This is a genomic window from Dongia deserti, from assembly GCF_003574735.1.
Taxonomy (GTDB): Bacteria; Pseudomonadota; Alphaproteobacteria; order Dongiales; family Dongiaceae; genus Dongia_A; species Dongia_A deserti.
The window spans coordinates 221,178-234,220 of record NZ_QORW01000007.1 but is presented as its reverse complement, the minus strand read 5'-3'; the positions used below and the strand labels follow the sequence as shown (position 1 = coordinate 234,220).

Here is a 13,043-nt window from a genome sequence, read left to right as displayed (position 1 = left end):
CGCATCACGCCGCGCGGACCTGACCGAGGAAGCGTCCGACCTCGCTGCGCAGACGGTTGGCCAGCTCGGCGAGCTGGCCCGCCGAGGACAACACTTGGCCCGCCGCTGCGCCGGTTTCGCGCGCCGCCTTGCTGACGCCACCGATGTTGGCCGATACCTCGGTGGTGCCGATCGCCGCCTGCTGGGCGTTGCTGGCGATCTCGCGCGTCGCGGCGCCTTGCTCCTCGATCGAACTGGCGATCGCCGCGGCGATCTCATCAATCGTCTTGATGGTGCCGCCAATGCCGGCAATGGCGGCAACCGAGCGGCTGGTCGCCGCTTGGATGGCGGCAATGTGGGCGCTGATCTCCTCGGTGGCCCGGGCAGTCTGGTTCGCCAGGTTCTTGACCTCGGACGCCACCACGGCAAAGCCCTTTCCGGCCTCGCCGGCGCGCGCGGCCTCGATCGTGGCGTTGAGCGCCAGCAGATTGGTCTGGCCCGCGATGTCGGTAATGAGCTGAATCACCTCGCCGATCTTCTGCGCCGCCTGCGCCAGGCTCTGCATTTCAGCATTGGTGCGCTCCGCCTCCCTTACCGCGCCGCCGGCGATCTCTGCAGACCGGGCTACCTGACGGCCGATCTCGCTGACCGAGGAGCTGAGCTCTTCGGTCGCGGCCGCCACCGTCTGTACGTTGACCGACGCCTGCTCTGACGCGGCGGCGACGGCGGTGGCCTGCCTATTCGATTCCTCCGTCGTCGCATTCATGCAACCGGCGGTGGTTTGCAGTTCGGTACTCGCCGCTGCAACCGCATCGACCATTGAGCCGACACTCGCCTCGAACTTCGACGCGAGATCGAGCGTCGCGGTGCGGCGCTCCTCGGCGGCGCGGCGCTCCTGCGCCTGCTGCTCTGCCTTCAGGCGCTCTACCTCGATGGCGTTGTCCTTGAACACCTGGACGGCATGGGCCATCTCGCCGATCTCGTCACGCCGATCGGTGTACGGCACCGCGACACCCGCATCGCCACCCGACAGCCGGATCATTACCGCGTTGATGGCGGCGATCGGCCGCGCAATCCCGCGCGAGACAGTTGCGTAGCCGAGGCCGGCGATTGCCACCACCAGCAGCACGGCCAGGCCGACGACGATCCAGGCGATTTCATCGACGAGCGCCTGGATGTCCGCCCCTTTCTCCGCGCTGTGCTGGTTGGCCGCCACCCGAAACTGCTCGAGCGCATCTTGCAGCGCCAGTTCCGCCGGCGCGACGCCGTTTGACAATGCGGCCATGGCCTCCTGCTGAGCGAACGATGCGGTTTTCTCGAAGACGGTGATCGACGCGTCCTCGAACGCGCCGATGGCTTCCATGATCGTGTCAGCACCGGACTTGACGCCAGCCTTGGCGTTGGCGAGGGCACTCAGCGTGCTCCTTGATTCGTCGAGGACCGCGTGGAAGTCTTGACGCTTGCCCTTCAGTGATTCCAGGTCAAGGTCGGACGGGGCCGATCGTACGATGCCGATGGCGCGCTCGACGTTGACCGACACGGTCATCTCGACAGTCGAGAACTGGCTGCTTTCGGCGTTGAGCTCACGCCCGAGAACCTGGATCTCGCGCGACGCAAACACGGCGATCGCGCCCATGATGCACAGAGCCGTCAGCGCGGCGCCTAGCACGCTCGAAAGCTTGGTGGAGATCTTCATCCGCTTCAACCCTGCGAACCCAATCACATCGAACCTCTACCTTGTATCAAGCAATCCCGGTCAATCACGCTGACCTGCCGGTTTCCATCACGTCACTTCGGGGCGTATTTCGTCGCCGCTTTGATCAGCTTCTGCGCTTCCGGGCTAGGTGCGCCGCGCGTGACGAGGCTGAGCGGCGTCACGACCTCGACGCCCGGAATGACCGCCACCGCATCGGTGATGCTGCCGCCGTTGCCATAGCCAATGGCGGTCGGCGCCTGGGCAACCACCTGGGCTACCTGCCCCAGTTGCTGCACCTCGCGCGCCGTCTTGACGATGTCGGTGCCACTGAGGAAGAGGTTGACGACGATGGCACGTGCGCCCAGACCAGGCCCACCGGTTACGACGAGGATCGGCTGGTCGGGACCACCGACATCCTTCCACGACGTGATCTTGCCGGTGAGGATCTCCTTGAGCTGCGTGTCGGTGAGCGTCTTCACCGGGTTGCTCGGATGAACGATGAACTTGACGGTGTCGCTGCCCACCTGCGTCGCGACGAACTCGCTGGGGTTGATCGAACCGGGAGCCTCCGCGTTCAAGCGCTTCACCGCAAACTCGATCGGTGCGCCGAGCATGGCGACGTCGACCTCGCCAGCGTTCAGCAGCTTGAGGCCGTTTGCATCGCCGTTCACGGTGATGTCGAGCGTCAGCCCAGTGTCCTTTTCGATCGCCGCCTGGTTGGCAACGATGACGCCCTTGCCCACGGCGGCACTGCCGCCGAGCTTGAGCGTGGTGCCAGCGGATGCGTAGCCGCTGGCCAAGAGCAGGCCCGCCGCGGCCACGGCCAGCGTCTTCTTGACTTTGGAAGACATCGAATCTCGTCCGTTACAGTTAAAGGTGCCGATTGATTAGCGAACCGGCAGTTAAGAATTAGTTATGCAAGCAAATATTTGCGGAGATAATACATGACCTGCCATCGATGTAATTCTATTTATATTATCACATATTCTGTTTATTACAGCGCCTCACCTGAGCCACCGCGAACCTCGTTCGGGATTGCAGGCACGCCAGAGCACTGGACGAGCGGTGGCCTAGGCCGCGTGCATAAGCGGCAGATTGAGTGGCTGTCTATCGAGGCCTTGTTTCTAACGGCGGTGTGCGGCCCGCCACACCAAACTCCTCGGTGTTTGCCAATTCCGCCGCATGACGAATCAACTGCGCTCAGGCACCCAACAGGAGGACTAAGATGCAGGCAATAACTACACCAAACACCATTCCCCTTCGGAAATGGCTCATGAGTGTCCTGTTTTTGCGCAGGGTCATCGCCGGCAGCACGCAGGACTTTTGGTGCTTTGCCTTCGAGAGAGCGATGATCCGCACGACCGCTGATGTTAGTCGAGCAATCACTATGATCTTTGCCACCGAGCGCCACGTAGCTCTTGACGCTCCGGCTCTTCCCGCCACCAGCGCTCCCACCCGTCGAGACCAAGCCGGCGTTGCGCCTCTGCGTTGCCTCGAACTCGATCCATATGATCGAAGCGGGCCCTTAGCCACTCCACGAGGATCAGCATGAGAAAGCACCCACTGAGAACGAGCGCCCATATAAGGAGATTATCGGTCATGGCAGCCTTGCTTCAGTGATTCTGGAGCACGATCGACAGATGTGTCGGGTAGAACAGCTTCGTGCCGTCCTCGAAGAGCCAGTAATTGAAGCCGGCGACCTGAAACCCACTCTCCATCGAGTGATCGGCCACGACCCCGGATCTGAGCAGCTTCAGCTCGGTCACGATTTGTAATGTCGGGATGCCGCTGGAATTCACGACAACGATCTCGCCGTTAGAATCCCGCTGCAATTCGCCAAGCGACAGCGTCACGGTCATAGCATCAGCACTGAAAGGCATGACGGCCGCGCCACACAAGGCCGGCGCACCAGGATCGAAATGGTCCTCGGGTGTTGTCTCATTCGTGACCTCGTACGTTTGCACGTGACTTATCCTGTATTTTTCGGGTCAAGCTTGGTGGAAACTGCTTATCGTCGCCGCACCGGGGGATCCGGCGCACGCAATCGCAAGTAATCGCGGATCATTCAGTTTACTGGTCCTCGATCTCGCTTGGTCGAACGACCGTCTCCTATCGTTTGATGCGCAACTCGCCCGCTGACGCCCGGCACCCGGGCATCCTCGCTGCGGGCGCAATCAGCATCGCCGTCCCCGGTTTCGACGCAGACCACACTCAGTCCAACCATGATCCTATCGTTACAGGGGAAACACTCCCCGTCCTGCTGCCCAACTCGCGAACTTCGGCAGTATGATTCTTGATTTTGGGATGTAGCCGTTTTTGGCTATATCTGCAATAATAATTTGGCATAACGTGTTGTTTTATAAATAGAATTTGGCGTACTAGAAATAGAATAAGGCCATTACACACGAAACAAAGGTACTGCCGATTGATTGTGCAGAGTTTCGCGGAGGTCGCCTTCTTCGTTGATCCGACCTGCAAGTAGGCGGGCGCAGGAAACCGCCTCGCCTGCCGTCGGTCGACTTGGGATAGGACAGATCGCGCTACTTCTTCTTTGCAGCCTTCTTCTTTACCCCCTTCTTGTGAACCGCCTCCTTAGAGTCTGTTTGGAAAATCGCTTCCGCTTGGTGGTGAGTTGTGATTCAAGCTCTGGATGTGGACAGAACAGAGCCGTGGCCGGATGGCCAAGATCGCCAAGAAGACCAAGCGCTACCCGTCTGATCTGACGGACGAGGAATGGGAGCAGATCGCTCCCCTGATGCCCAAGCCCGGGCGTCGGGGCCGTCCGCGTGAGGTCGATTTCCGGGAGGTGATCAACGCCGTGCGTTACCTGGTACGCTCCGGTTGCGGCTGGCGGATGCTGCCGATCCACTTCGGGCCTTGGCAGACGGTTTATGGCTGCTTCCGCGAGTTGGCGCGGCGTTTTCTGTTCCAGACCATCCACGACGTGACGCTGATGCTGGATCGTGAACGGGCCGGTCGCGAGGCCAGCCCAACGGCCGGTGTGATCGACAGCCAATCGGTGAAGGCTCCGGGCCCCTGGCGCGCAAAGGGGCTATGACGCGGGCAAGAAGATCGTCGGCCGCAAACGCCACATTGCGGTCGATACCGACGGGCGGCTTTTGATGGTCAACCTGACGCCAGCCGACATCTCCGACAGCGCTGGCGCACAGGCCATTCTCGACAGCATCCGCAAGCGCTGGCCCTGGGTGAAACATCTGTTCGCCGATGCCGCCTACGATCGGCTCAAGCTCATGGACAAGGCTGCCTATCTCGACTTCGTCATCGAGATCATCCGCCGGTCCGAAGAACAAAAGGGCTTCCAGGTTCTACCCCGCCGCTGGGTCGTCGAGCGCACCTTCAGCTGGATGACCCGATGGCGACGCCTCGTGCGCGATTACGAGCAGCGCATCGACGTCTCCCACGCCATGATCCTCGTCGCCATGGGCGGAAACCTACTACGAAGAACCGCTCATCCATGATTTTCCAAACGGACTCTTAGGCCCCTTCCTGACGGCCTTCTTCTTGGCCGACTTCTTGGTCGTTCCACCCCACGAACCAACCATGGTGCCTTCCCCCTTCTTCACCATTCGCTCCTCCCGAGTCTCCGGAGCACATAGATGCACAATGAGGGGACCGCTTCAGCTTCAGGTTGCCAACCGCGTGGACGCACGCCGTGCGCGATCAGTGCTGAGCGGGCCTACCCCTTCCACGTGAAATCCGGCCTTCCGTGCGGGCGGATCTCCGGTCGGACGATCCGCCAGTGGCTCTGCCGCAGCTTCTCCATCACGGCCTTTGCCAGGAGGCGCCGCTGGTCTTCCTCGAGCTTCGTCAGCTGGAGGCGGCCGCGCCGGCGCGAGGGTGGATCGGCTGGAAGGCGCACGCCACGCATCGCGTCCATAATCACGAATTCGATCGTCTCGTCGGGCACCCAGACCAACATGCACCGCCTCGCTTCGGAATGGACCGATTTTGCCGGACCTCGTCCAGAGAACAAACGTGGAATCCGTTGGGCCAAACTCGCGTGGCATTGGACGGCACTGGACGGCAAAGCATTGATTTTGCTGGCACTGGGCGGGACAGGCCAATTCGCCCATTGTTCCCTGGCGAGAACAGAAAAAAGTCTGCGAGTTCAGCGGGTTAGTTTGGTAGCGCCGGGCGGATTTGAACCACCGACCAAGGGATTATGATTCCCCTGCTCTACCGCTGAGCTACGGCGCCACCGGAGGGCCGGTTGAGGTAACCGGCCGGAACGCGGAGGCAAGCATATAAAGGCCACCGTCCGCGCCGTCAAGGATAGTGCAAGCCTTTGATCCGGCGGACTAATCCGAGAACATGGAGGTCAGCTTCAGGGCCACCCCCATGCTGCCCTCGACCTTCAGCTTACCGGTCATGTAGGCGAGGGTCGGGTCCAGGCCGCCTGCCATCAGCTTCTGCAGGTTTTCGGCCGAGATCCGGATGGTGGTGGTGGCGTCCGGCCTATCCTCGTTGTCAATCGCGGGCGGATGCTCGGTCCCGTCCCAGAAGATGATGCCGTCCTCTTCCTCCAGGATGAACTTCACCTTGTAGCCGAGCTTCACGTTCTGTCCGGCACGTTTGCGCATCTCTTCGGTGAGTTCGGTCAGGTCCATTGCCGTCCCCTTACGCAGCCTCGGCCGCCGGCTCGCGCTGGATCCACCCGCCGCCCAGTACGCGGTTGCCCTGGTAGAACACGCAGGCCTGGCCGGGCGAGATACCAAACTGCGGCTCCAGCAACGCGACGCGCGCGCAACCGCCGGGTAGCAGCGAGATGATCGCCGGCTTCGGCTCGGTCATCGAGCGCAGCTTCACCTCGACCTCGACATTCTCCGTCCGCTCGTCAGCGCTTCCCAGCCAGTTCACCTCGCGCAACGTGACGCTCCGCTTGGCCAGCGCCGCCTTCGGCCCGACGAACACGCGGCGCGTCTCCGGCTCGAGGCGCACGACATAGAGCGGCTGGCCGTTCTCGTTGAGGTCGCCGAGGCCGAGGCCCTTTCGCTGGCCCACGGTGAAATTGATCAGCCCGTCATGCTTGCCCAGCACGCGGCCGTCCAGATGCACCAGCTCGCCGGGCTCCGCCGCGCCGGGGCGCAGGCGCTCCACGACCTTGGCATAGCCACCCGTCGGCACGAAGCAGATGTCCTGACTGTCCGGCTTGTCCGCCACCGCAAGTTCGAATTGCGCAGCGATCGCGCGCGTCTCGGTCTTCGGCAGGTCGCCCAATGGGAAACGCAGGAAATCGAGCTGCGCGTGTGTGGTCGCGAAGAGGAAATAGCTCTGGTCGCGCTTGGGGTCCGCACCGCGATGCAGTTCGGCACCGCGCGCGCCCGCGACGCGCTTCACGTAGTGGCCGGTCGCCAAAGCCTCCGCACCCAGCTCGCGCGACTGCGCCAGCAGGTCGCGGAACTTGACCCGCTGGTTGCAGCGCACGCAGGGGATCGGCGTCTCGCCCGCCAGGTACGACTCGGCGAAATCCTGCATCACGGCATCGGAGAAACGGCTCTCGTAATCCAGCACGTAGTGCGGGATGCCGATCTTGTCGGCCGCCATGCGCGCGTCATAGATGTCCTGACCCGCGCAGCAGGCGCCCTTCTTCCCCACCGTCAGGCCGTGGTCGTACAGCTGCAGCGTGATGCCGACTACGTCATAGCCCTCGCGCTTCAGCAAGGCAGCCGTGACCGAGCTGTCGACGCCGCCCGACATGGCGACGACGACGCGCGTATCTTCCGGCCGCTTGTTGAAACCGAGTGAGTTCATGGTTTGTCTTCACACCTTTCGATCCGTGATGGCGAGGTCTCCGGACCTTGCCATGACGCAAGGGCCATCCTACCCCGCCACGTCTATCTGGGCCAACTAATCGCTAAATTCAACGGGTTAGGATGTCGAACATCCGCGCATAAGGGGCCGGATCGACGCCCAGGCCGATCGCCGCCGAAAAATGGCCCCGGTCTCTGATGAACACGTTTTCCTTCGGCACGCGCCATTGCTGCGTGAGCAGGTGCCCGCCCGCCGCCGGCGTGACGTTATCGCGCAAGCCAACCATGACCACGACATTGGCCGGATCCATCGGCGGTTCTGCGCTGGCATCGGTGATCGGCTCCAGCACCCGGAAATGCTCCGCCTTCCAGCCATGGCGGCGCACTTCGTTGTCGATGTCCGCCATCTGGCCAAGCGATGATTCTAGTGGCAGGGCACTGATCCGCGAGGTCGAGGTCATTAGGAACAGGGCGTCGGGCTTGTATTCCGCCGGCCAATAGCGCCAGCGGCTGGCCGTGACCTGCGCCGTCAGGGCGCCGAGCGAAATGCCGCCGAGCGAGATCCTGCCCGGACCTTGGGCCCGACACCATGCGATCAAGGCGGCGTATTCCCGCGCCGCGCGCACGAAATGCTGGATGCCGGAGATCGGCGGCTCGGTGAGGAAGCTCTCGCCGCCATAGAAGCCGGCCTTGCAACGCCGGTTGTGCCCGGGCCCGTCCGGCAGGACGATGCGCATGCCGACCCGCGCCATATCCAGGAAGGAGCGCGGCCCTTCCACCATCATCTCCGTCTCCATGGCGAGGCCATGGGCGAAGAAGAAGGTCGGCAAGCCGTTCGGGTGCTGCTTGGGTTCGTAGATGTGGGCGTAGCAGGTATCGGTCGGATCGTCCCCCACGCCCTCGCTCTCGAACCGCAGCCAGTATTCCACCACGTCGCCGTGATCGACCGACCGGCTACGCTCGATTTGCGGCAGCGGATCGGCCACTTGGAACAGCGCATCGGGATCGATCAGCACCTGGGACAAGGCTTCGATGGCAAATTCCGGTTTGGGCGTGCGATAGCGCACCGCCGAGACGCGATACTTCTTGGCGAAGGAAAGATAGCGGAAGCGGTTGGCAAGATAGGATTGCGCGGTCGTTCGACGTTCACGCTCAGCCGCGCCGAGATCGCCGTCCACGCCATCGAACGCGATTTCCGCCCAGCGGGCCTGCGCTGCCTTCGACAGCAGGCGCAAGCGATGGGTCGTGTTGAGCTTGCCGCGCAGGCGCGGTGGTAAGCCGAACAGCCCAAGCTGGCGTGCAAATCCTTCGAGGGACGTGCTGCTCGCCGCCGCAGCGGCCCAGGCGCGCGACGCGGGCAGGGCGCGCTTGAAACCCCACAGGCAGACGGGATCAATCCAAGGCCGCGCCAACAGAGCGTGGAACAATGAGCCGGTGCGCGGGAACTGCACTGTCTTGCGCAGGCCAGCCTCGAGCGCTTCGCCTGCGATCTTTTCGGTGAGGGGTGTTTGAGCCGGATCAGTCAATGACGACTCGGTCACCCGCGCTCCTCGATCCAAGCGGCCTGGATGGCCTCGAGAATCTTCTCGTTGGACTTGTTTGGATCGTCGTCGAAATCCGGCAGCTCCTGCACCCACTTCCACAGGTCGGTGAATCGCAGGTTGACGATGTCGACGTCGGGGCGCGCCTCTTCCAGTTCGATCGCGATATCGTGGACGTCGGTCCAGCGCAGTTTTTTCGCCATATCGTCCGTCCAGCTCCGATCGTTGTTCCGGATCGTTTCCTTGGGGCCGCTATTTGTCGACCATCATGTTGCGCGTCGCCGACGGCAGGCTGACGGTGAGGCCATCGAGTTCTTCCGTCATCTTGATCTGACAGCCGAGGCGCGAGGTGTGCGTGAGGCCGAAGGCAAGATCGAGCATGTCCTCTTCATCCTCGGTCGCGGTCTCCAGCACGTCGTACCACTCCGGATCCACGATCACATGGCAGGTCGAGCAGGCCAGCGAACCTTCGCACGCGCCTTCGAGATTGATGTTATTGCGATGCGCGATTTCCAGCACCGAAAGCCCGACTGGCGCATCGACCTCGACGCGCGTCCCGTCAGGATTGATGAAGGTCATCTTAGGCATCTATTTGACTCCGTTCGGAATTCCGCAATTTCAATCAGCCGCGCCAGGGCGCCCGGTCCGGCCCCCGCCCGGGGCCGGGTCAGTTGCCATACTCGCCTCGATCTCGTCAAGGGAATGGCCTTTCAGCGCCTGGGCCACGGCCCGATCCATCCGGCGCTGGGCAAAGGCGTGGGTCGCGTGATCCAGCCCATCCACCGCCGCATTGATGAGATCGCGCTCCTCGCCCCTTATGGCTTGGCGAAGCTTAGCGATTGCGGAATCGATCGCGGCCCGCTCCTCCTCCGACAGCAGCGCGCCATCGGCCGCCAGCGCGGCGTCCAGCGCCAGCAGCACCCGTTCCGCCTCGACCCGCGCCTCGATCAGCAGGCGCTGCTCCATATCCTCACGCGCGTGGACCAAGCTGTCCCGCAGCATGTCCGCCATCTCGGCGTCGGTCAGGCCATAGCTCGGCTTCACCGCAATTTCAGCTCGAATGCCGGTTGTCTTTTCCATTGCCGAGACGGTGAGCAGCCCGTCGGCATCGACCGCGAAGGTGACCTGGATGCGCGCGGCACCGGCCACCATCGGCGGAATGCCGAGCAGCTCGAACCGGCCGAGGGAGCGGCAGGCATCGACGGTCTCGCGCTCGCCCTGCACCACGTGGATCAGCATGCCGGTCTGGCCGTCCTGATAGGTGGTGAAGTCCTGGGCCTTGGCGACCGGGATGGGTGTGTTGCGGTCGATCACCTTCTCGACGATGCCGCCCATGGTCTCAATGCCGAGAGAAAGCGGAATGACGTCGAGCAGCAGCGTGTCGCTGCCGCGAGTCAGCGCCTTCGCTTGCAACGCGGCGCCAACTGCGACCACTTCGTCCGGATCGATGTCGGCCAGAGGCGCGCGTCCGAAGAACTCCTCGACGCGCCGGCGGACCAGTGGCACGCGCGTCGAGCCGCCCACCAGCACGACGCCCTGGATCTCCTTCGGCGTGATCCGCGCGTCATCCAGCACTTGGCGGCAGGCGCGTACGGTACGCTGGACCAGAGAATCGATCAGCGCCTCGAACTCTCGGCGCGAGATGGTGACATCGATCTTCTTGCCGCCGATCTCCGCGGTGAGCTTCACGCGGTCCTGTTGTGTCAGCTGCTCCTTGGCTGCGCGTGCGGCAAGCAGCAAGGCAGCAGCGCCGGCTTCGTTGAGATTTTCGAGCCCGCTCGTGGCGATGGCCCGTTCGGCCAGCACATGATCGAAATCATCGCCGCCGAGGGCGGAATCGCCGCCGGTCGCCAGTACCTGGAAGACGCCCTTCTGCAGGCGCAGCAGGGAAATGTCGAAGGTGCCGCCGCCCAGATCGTAGATCGCGTAGACGCCTTCCGCGCCGCTATCGAGGCCATAGGCCAGCGCGGCGGCGGTCGGTTCGTTCACCAGGCGCAACACGTCGAGGCCAGCGAGCTTCGCCGCATCCTTGGTGGCGCTGCGCGCAGCATCGTCGAAATAGGCCGGCACCGTCACGACCGCCTTGATGACATCCTGGCCGAGCGATTGTTCGGCGCGCGCCTTCACCGCCTTCAGAATCTCGGCCGAGATCTCGATCGGCGTCACCGATCGGCCGGCCACTTCCAGCCGCACCATGCCGACGGAATCGCCGCTGGCTGCGATCTTGTAGGGCAGCACGCCCGCCAGCGCCTTCACGTCGTGCACGCCGCGGCCCATCAGGCGCTTGATCGAACTCACCACGCGATCCGGGTGCTTGGCGCGCAGGTCCTGCGCCTCGCGCCCGACGATCACGCCATCCTGCATCAGCGCGACCACCGAAGGGATGAGACCGTCGCCATGCGCATCGCGCAGCACTTCCGGCTGCTCTCCATCCACCACGGCGACCACGGAATTGGTGGTGCCGAGGTCGATGCCGATGGCGATGCCGCGCTCCTCGGCGTGCGGTTCCGGCGTCTCGCCCGGCTCGTGGATCTGCAGAAGAGCGGTCATGCGGTCCCTTCCGCCTGCTCCAGCGCGATGCGGCGCGCGCGCGTCTCGTCGAGATACTTGCGCAGATACTTCAGCCGTGTGGCCAATCGGTTCGCCGCTTTCAAATCGTCGCTCGCGAAGGCCTTGGAGAGATCGGCCAGGATGGCGATGGCGTCGGCACCGGCCTTGGCCTGCAGCTTCTCCACCTTCTCGAGGCTGGTTGCCTCCATCAGGGCTTCGCGGGCCTCCATCGCTTCCATCAACAGTTCGGGATCGCGCACTGTTTCGTCCCTGGAAACGGACGCTTCGATGCCATTGAGCTTCAGCAGATAAGCGGCACGGCGCAGCGGGTCCTTGAGCGTCTCGTAGGCCTGATTAAGCGCGACGGCCTGCGCTTCCGCGAAGGCCCGCTCCTTGGCCGGCTTAGAGGCGAAACGGTCGGGATGGATGGCGCGCTGGAAGCCGAGATAGCGCTTTTCGGCCACGTCGAGGTCGACGTCGAATGCCGGCTCGAGGCCGAGCCGCCGGAAATGGTCAAGCTGCGTCGGCGGCTGAATCGCCCCGCAAGTGTGGCAGAACAGGGCCTGCGCCGCCACCGGTCCCTTGCAGGACCAGCACGAAACAAAGCCAGCGCGCGCGGCGCGCGTGTCGTCCGCTTGAGTCGGCATCGTTATGCCACATCAGACGTGGAAGGATTCGCCACAGCCGCAGCGGCCCTTCTCGTTGGGATTCTTGAAGACGAAGCCGGACTGGATCTTCTCTTCAATGTAATCCATCTCGGTGCCCAGGATGAACAAGGTCGCCTTCGGGTCGATCAGGATCGTCACGCCATCCTGCTGCACCACTTCATCCATCGGCCCCTTCTCGTCCGCGAATTCCAGCGTGTAACTGAGGCCGGAGCAGCCCTTGGTCTTCACGCCGATGCGGACGCCGGCGGACGGCTTGCCTCGTTTTTCCAGCAGTGCCTTGACGCGCGCGACAGCAGCCGGCGTCAGGTTGATCGCCGCCGGCCGCGCGCGTGGTACGCGCTTCGGCTTAACGTCTTGCGCGGCAACGGGGGATGCGTTGTCCGAAATGTTGGTGCCGGTGTCCATAATCCTCATGTTACTCCGCAGCCTGTTCGGCTGGCTTCTCGCCATGCTTCTCGCGATAGTCGCGAATCGCTGCCTTGATTGCGTCCTCAGCCAGCACCGAGCAATGGATCTTCACCGGCGGCAGCGACAGATGCTGCGCGATCATGGTGTTCTTGATCTGCTCGGCCTCGTCCAGAGTCTTGCCCTTCACCCACTCTGTCGCGAGCGAGGACGAGGCGATCGCCGACCCGCAGCCGAAGGTCTTGAACTTCGCATCCTCGATGCGGCCATCGGCACCGACCTTGATCTGCAGCTTCATGACGTCGCCGCAGGCCGGAGCTCCCACGAGGCCGGTGCCGACGCTGGTGTCGCTCTTGTCCAGCGCGCCGACATTGCGCGGGTTCTCGTAGTGTTCGATCAGTTTCTCGCTATACGACATGTGTGCTCTCCTGAA

At 63.2% G+C, this 13,043-nt stretch carries 14 protein-coding genes and 1 tRNA gene; 1 reads left to right on the top strand and 14 read right to left on the bottom strand.

Translation table 11 applies throughout. The features are described 5' to 3' along the window. Positions 1–4: 4 nt before the first annotated feature. The 3 genes from DTX69_RS13160 to DTX69_RS13145 form a co-directional block, all read right to left on the bottom strand. Positions 5–1,615, bottom strand: a complete 1,611-nt coding sequence (locus DTX69_RS13160) for a methyl-accepting chemotaxis protein (protein WP_284735740.1) — start codon at positions 1,613–1,615, stop codon at positions 5–7. Positions 1,616–1,767: 152 nt separating this feature from the next. Next, positions 1,768–2,526, bottom strand: a complete 759-nt coding sequence (locus DTX69_RS13155; protein ID WP_119301993.1) for a substrate-binding domain-containing protein — start codon at positions 2,524–2,526, stop codon at positions 1,768–1,770. A 762-nt stretch (positions 2,527–3,288) separates the two neighbouring features. Further along, positions 3,289–3,639 (bottom strand): hypothetical protein, encoded by a 351-nt coding sequence (locus tag DTX69_RS13145; RefSeq protein ID WP_162917126.1) that lies wholly within the window; start codon positions 3,637–3,639, stop codon positions 3,289–3,291. Positions 3,640–4,325: 686 nt separating this feature from the next. Here DTX69_RS13145 and DTX69_RS13140 point away from each other — a divergent pair. Continuing rightward, positions 4,326–5,154, top strand: a protein-coding gene (locus DTX69_RS13140) for an IS5 family transposase (RefSeq protein WP_284735739.1) whose coding sequence is annotated in 2 segments (ribosomal slippage) — positions 4,326–4,703 and positions 4,705–5,154 — 828 coding nt in all. Because the reading frame shifts where the segments join, the coding sequence is not laid out codon by codon here. A 218-nt stretch (positions 5,155–5,372) separates the two neighbouring features. Here DTX69_RS13140 and DTX69_RS13135 read toward each other — a convergent pair. The 11 genes from DTX69_RS13135 to iscU form a co-directional block, all read right to left on the bottom strand. Beyond that, entirely contained in the window at positions 5,373–5,615 is a 243-nt protein-coding gene (locus DTX69_RS13135) for a hypothetical protein (protein WP_119301990.1), read from the bottom strand. 203 nt (positions 5,616–5,818) lie between these two features. Beyond that, positions 5,819–5,893, bottom strand: a tRNA-Met gene (locus DTX69_RS13130). A gap of 101 nt (positions 5,894–5,994) precedes the next feature. Next, the gene (locus tag DTX69_RS13125) at positions 5,995–6,303 is read right to left on the bottom strand and encodes an SCP2 sterol-binding domain-containing protein (RefSeq protein ID WP_119301989.1); all 309 of its coding nucleotides are present in this window, start codon (positions 6,301–6,303) and stop codon (positions 5,995–5,997) included. A 10-nt stretch (positions 6,304–6,313) separates the two neighbouring features. Beyond that, on the bottom strand, positions 6,314–7,447 hold the full coding sequence (gene mnmA, locus DTX69_RS13120) for a tRNA 2-thiouridine(34) synthase MnmA (protein ID WP_119301988.1): 1,134 nt from the start codon (positions 7,445–7,447) through the stop codon (positions 6,314–6,316). Positions 7,448–7,556: 109 nt separating this feature from the next. Beyond that, positions 7,557–8,987 (bottom strand): alpha/beta hydrolase family protein, encoded by a 1,431-nt coding sequence (locus DTX69_RS13115; protein WP_119301987.1) that lies wholly within the window; start codon positions 8,985–8,987, stop codon positions 7,557–7,559. Next, complete coding sequence (gene iscX / locus DTX69_RS13110) at positions 8,984–9,190, bottom strand: Fe-S cluster assembly protein IscX (RefSeq protein WP_284735738.1); 207 nt, start codon at positions 9,188–9,190, stop codon at positions 8,984–8,986. The genes DTX69_RS13115 and iscX overlap by 4 nt, the downstream gene beginning before the upstream one ends. Positions 9,191–9,239: 49 nt before the next feature. Continuing rightward, positions 9,240–9,575 (bottom strand): ferredoxin family 2Fe-2S iron-sulfur cluster binding protein, encoded by a 336-nt coding sequence (locus DTX69_RS13105; protein WP_119301986.1) that lies wholly within the window; start codon positions 9,573–9,575, stop codon positions 9,240–9,242. Between the two features lie 30 nt (positions 9,576–9,605). Then, the gene (gene hscA / locus DTX69_RS13100) at positions 9,606–11,537 is read right to left on the bottom strand and encodes a Fe-S protein assembly chaperone HscA (RefSeq protein WP_119301985.1); all 1,932 of its coding nucleotides are present in this window, start codon (positions 11,535–11,537) and stop codon (positions 9,606–9,608) included. Next, entirely contained in the window at positions 11,534–12,184 is a 651-nt protein-coding gene (gene hscB, locus DTX69_RS13095) for a Fe-S protein assembly co-chaperone HscB (RefSeq protein WP_119301984.1), read from the bottom strand. The genes hscA and hscB overlap by 4 nt, the downstream gene beginning before the upstream one ends. Before the next feature lie 12 nt (positions 12,185–12,196). Continuing rightward, positions 12,197–12,619 (bottom strand): HesB/IscA family protein, encoded by a 423-nt coding sequence (locus DTX69_RS13090; RefSeq protein ID WP_407643982.1) that lies wholly within the window; start codon positions 12,617–12,619, stop codon positions 12,197–12,199. Between the two features lies 1 nt (position 12,620). Further along, positions 12,621–13,028 carry a Fe-S cluster assembly scaffold IscU gene (gene iscU / locus DTX69_RS13085; protein ID WP_119301982.1) on the bottom strand — a complete coding sequence of 136 codons (408 nt, stop codon included), beginning with the start codon at positions 13,026–13,028 and terminating at the stop codon, positions 12,621–12,623. Positions 13,029–13,043 lie beyond the last annotated feature (15 nt).

What these genes read in the sequence shown, in the direction of transcription:
- DTX69_RS13160 (WP_284735740.1), bottom strand. Translation starts at nt 1,615, where the DNA reads ATGGGCGCGATCGCCGTGTTTGCGTCGCGCGAGATCCAGGTTCTCGGG.
- DTX69_RS13155 (WP_119301993.1), bottom strand. Translation starts at nt 2,526, where the DNA reads ATGTCTTCCAAAGTCAAGAAGACGCTGGCCGTGGCCGCGGCGGGCCTG.
- DTX69_RS13135 (WP_119301990.1), bottom strand. Translation starts at nt 5,615, where the DNA reads ATGTTGGTCTGGGTGCCCGACGAGACGATCGAATTCGTGATTATGGAC.
- DTX69_RS13125 (WP_119301989.1), bottom strand. Translation starts at nt 6,303, where the DNA reads ATGGACCTGACCGAACTCACCGAAGAGATGCGCAAACGTGCCGGACAG.
- mnmA (WP_119301988.1), bottom strand. Translation starts at nt 7,447, where the DNA reads ATGAACTCACTCGGTTTCAACAAGCGGCCGGAAGATACGCGCGTCGTC.
- iscX (WP_284735738.1), bottom strand. Translation starts at nt 9,190, where the DNA reads ATGGCGAAAAAACTGCGCTGGACCGACGTCCACGATATCGCGATCGAA.
- DTX69_RS13105 (WP_119301986.1), bottom strand. Translation starts at nt 9,575, where the DNA reads ATGCCTAAGATGACCTTCATCAATCCTGACGGGACGCGCGTCGAGGTC.
- hscA (WP_119301985.1), bottom strand. Translation starts at nt 11,537, where the DNA reads ATGACCGCTCTTCTGCAGATCCACGAGCCGGGCGAGACGCCGGAACCG.
- hscB (WP_119301984.1), bottom strand. Translation starts at nt 12,184, where the DNA reads ATGCCGACTCAAGCGGACGACACGCGCGCCGCGCGCGCTGGCTTTGTT.
- DTX69_RS13090 (WP_407643982.1), bottom strand. Translation starts at nt 12,619, where the DNA reads ATGAGGATTATGGACACCGGCACCAACATTTCGGACAACGCATCCCCC.
- iscU (WP_119301982.1), bottom strand. Translation starts at nt 13,028, where the DNA reads ATGTCGTATAGCGAGAAACTGATCGAACACTACGAGAACCCGCGCAAT.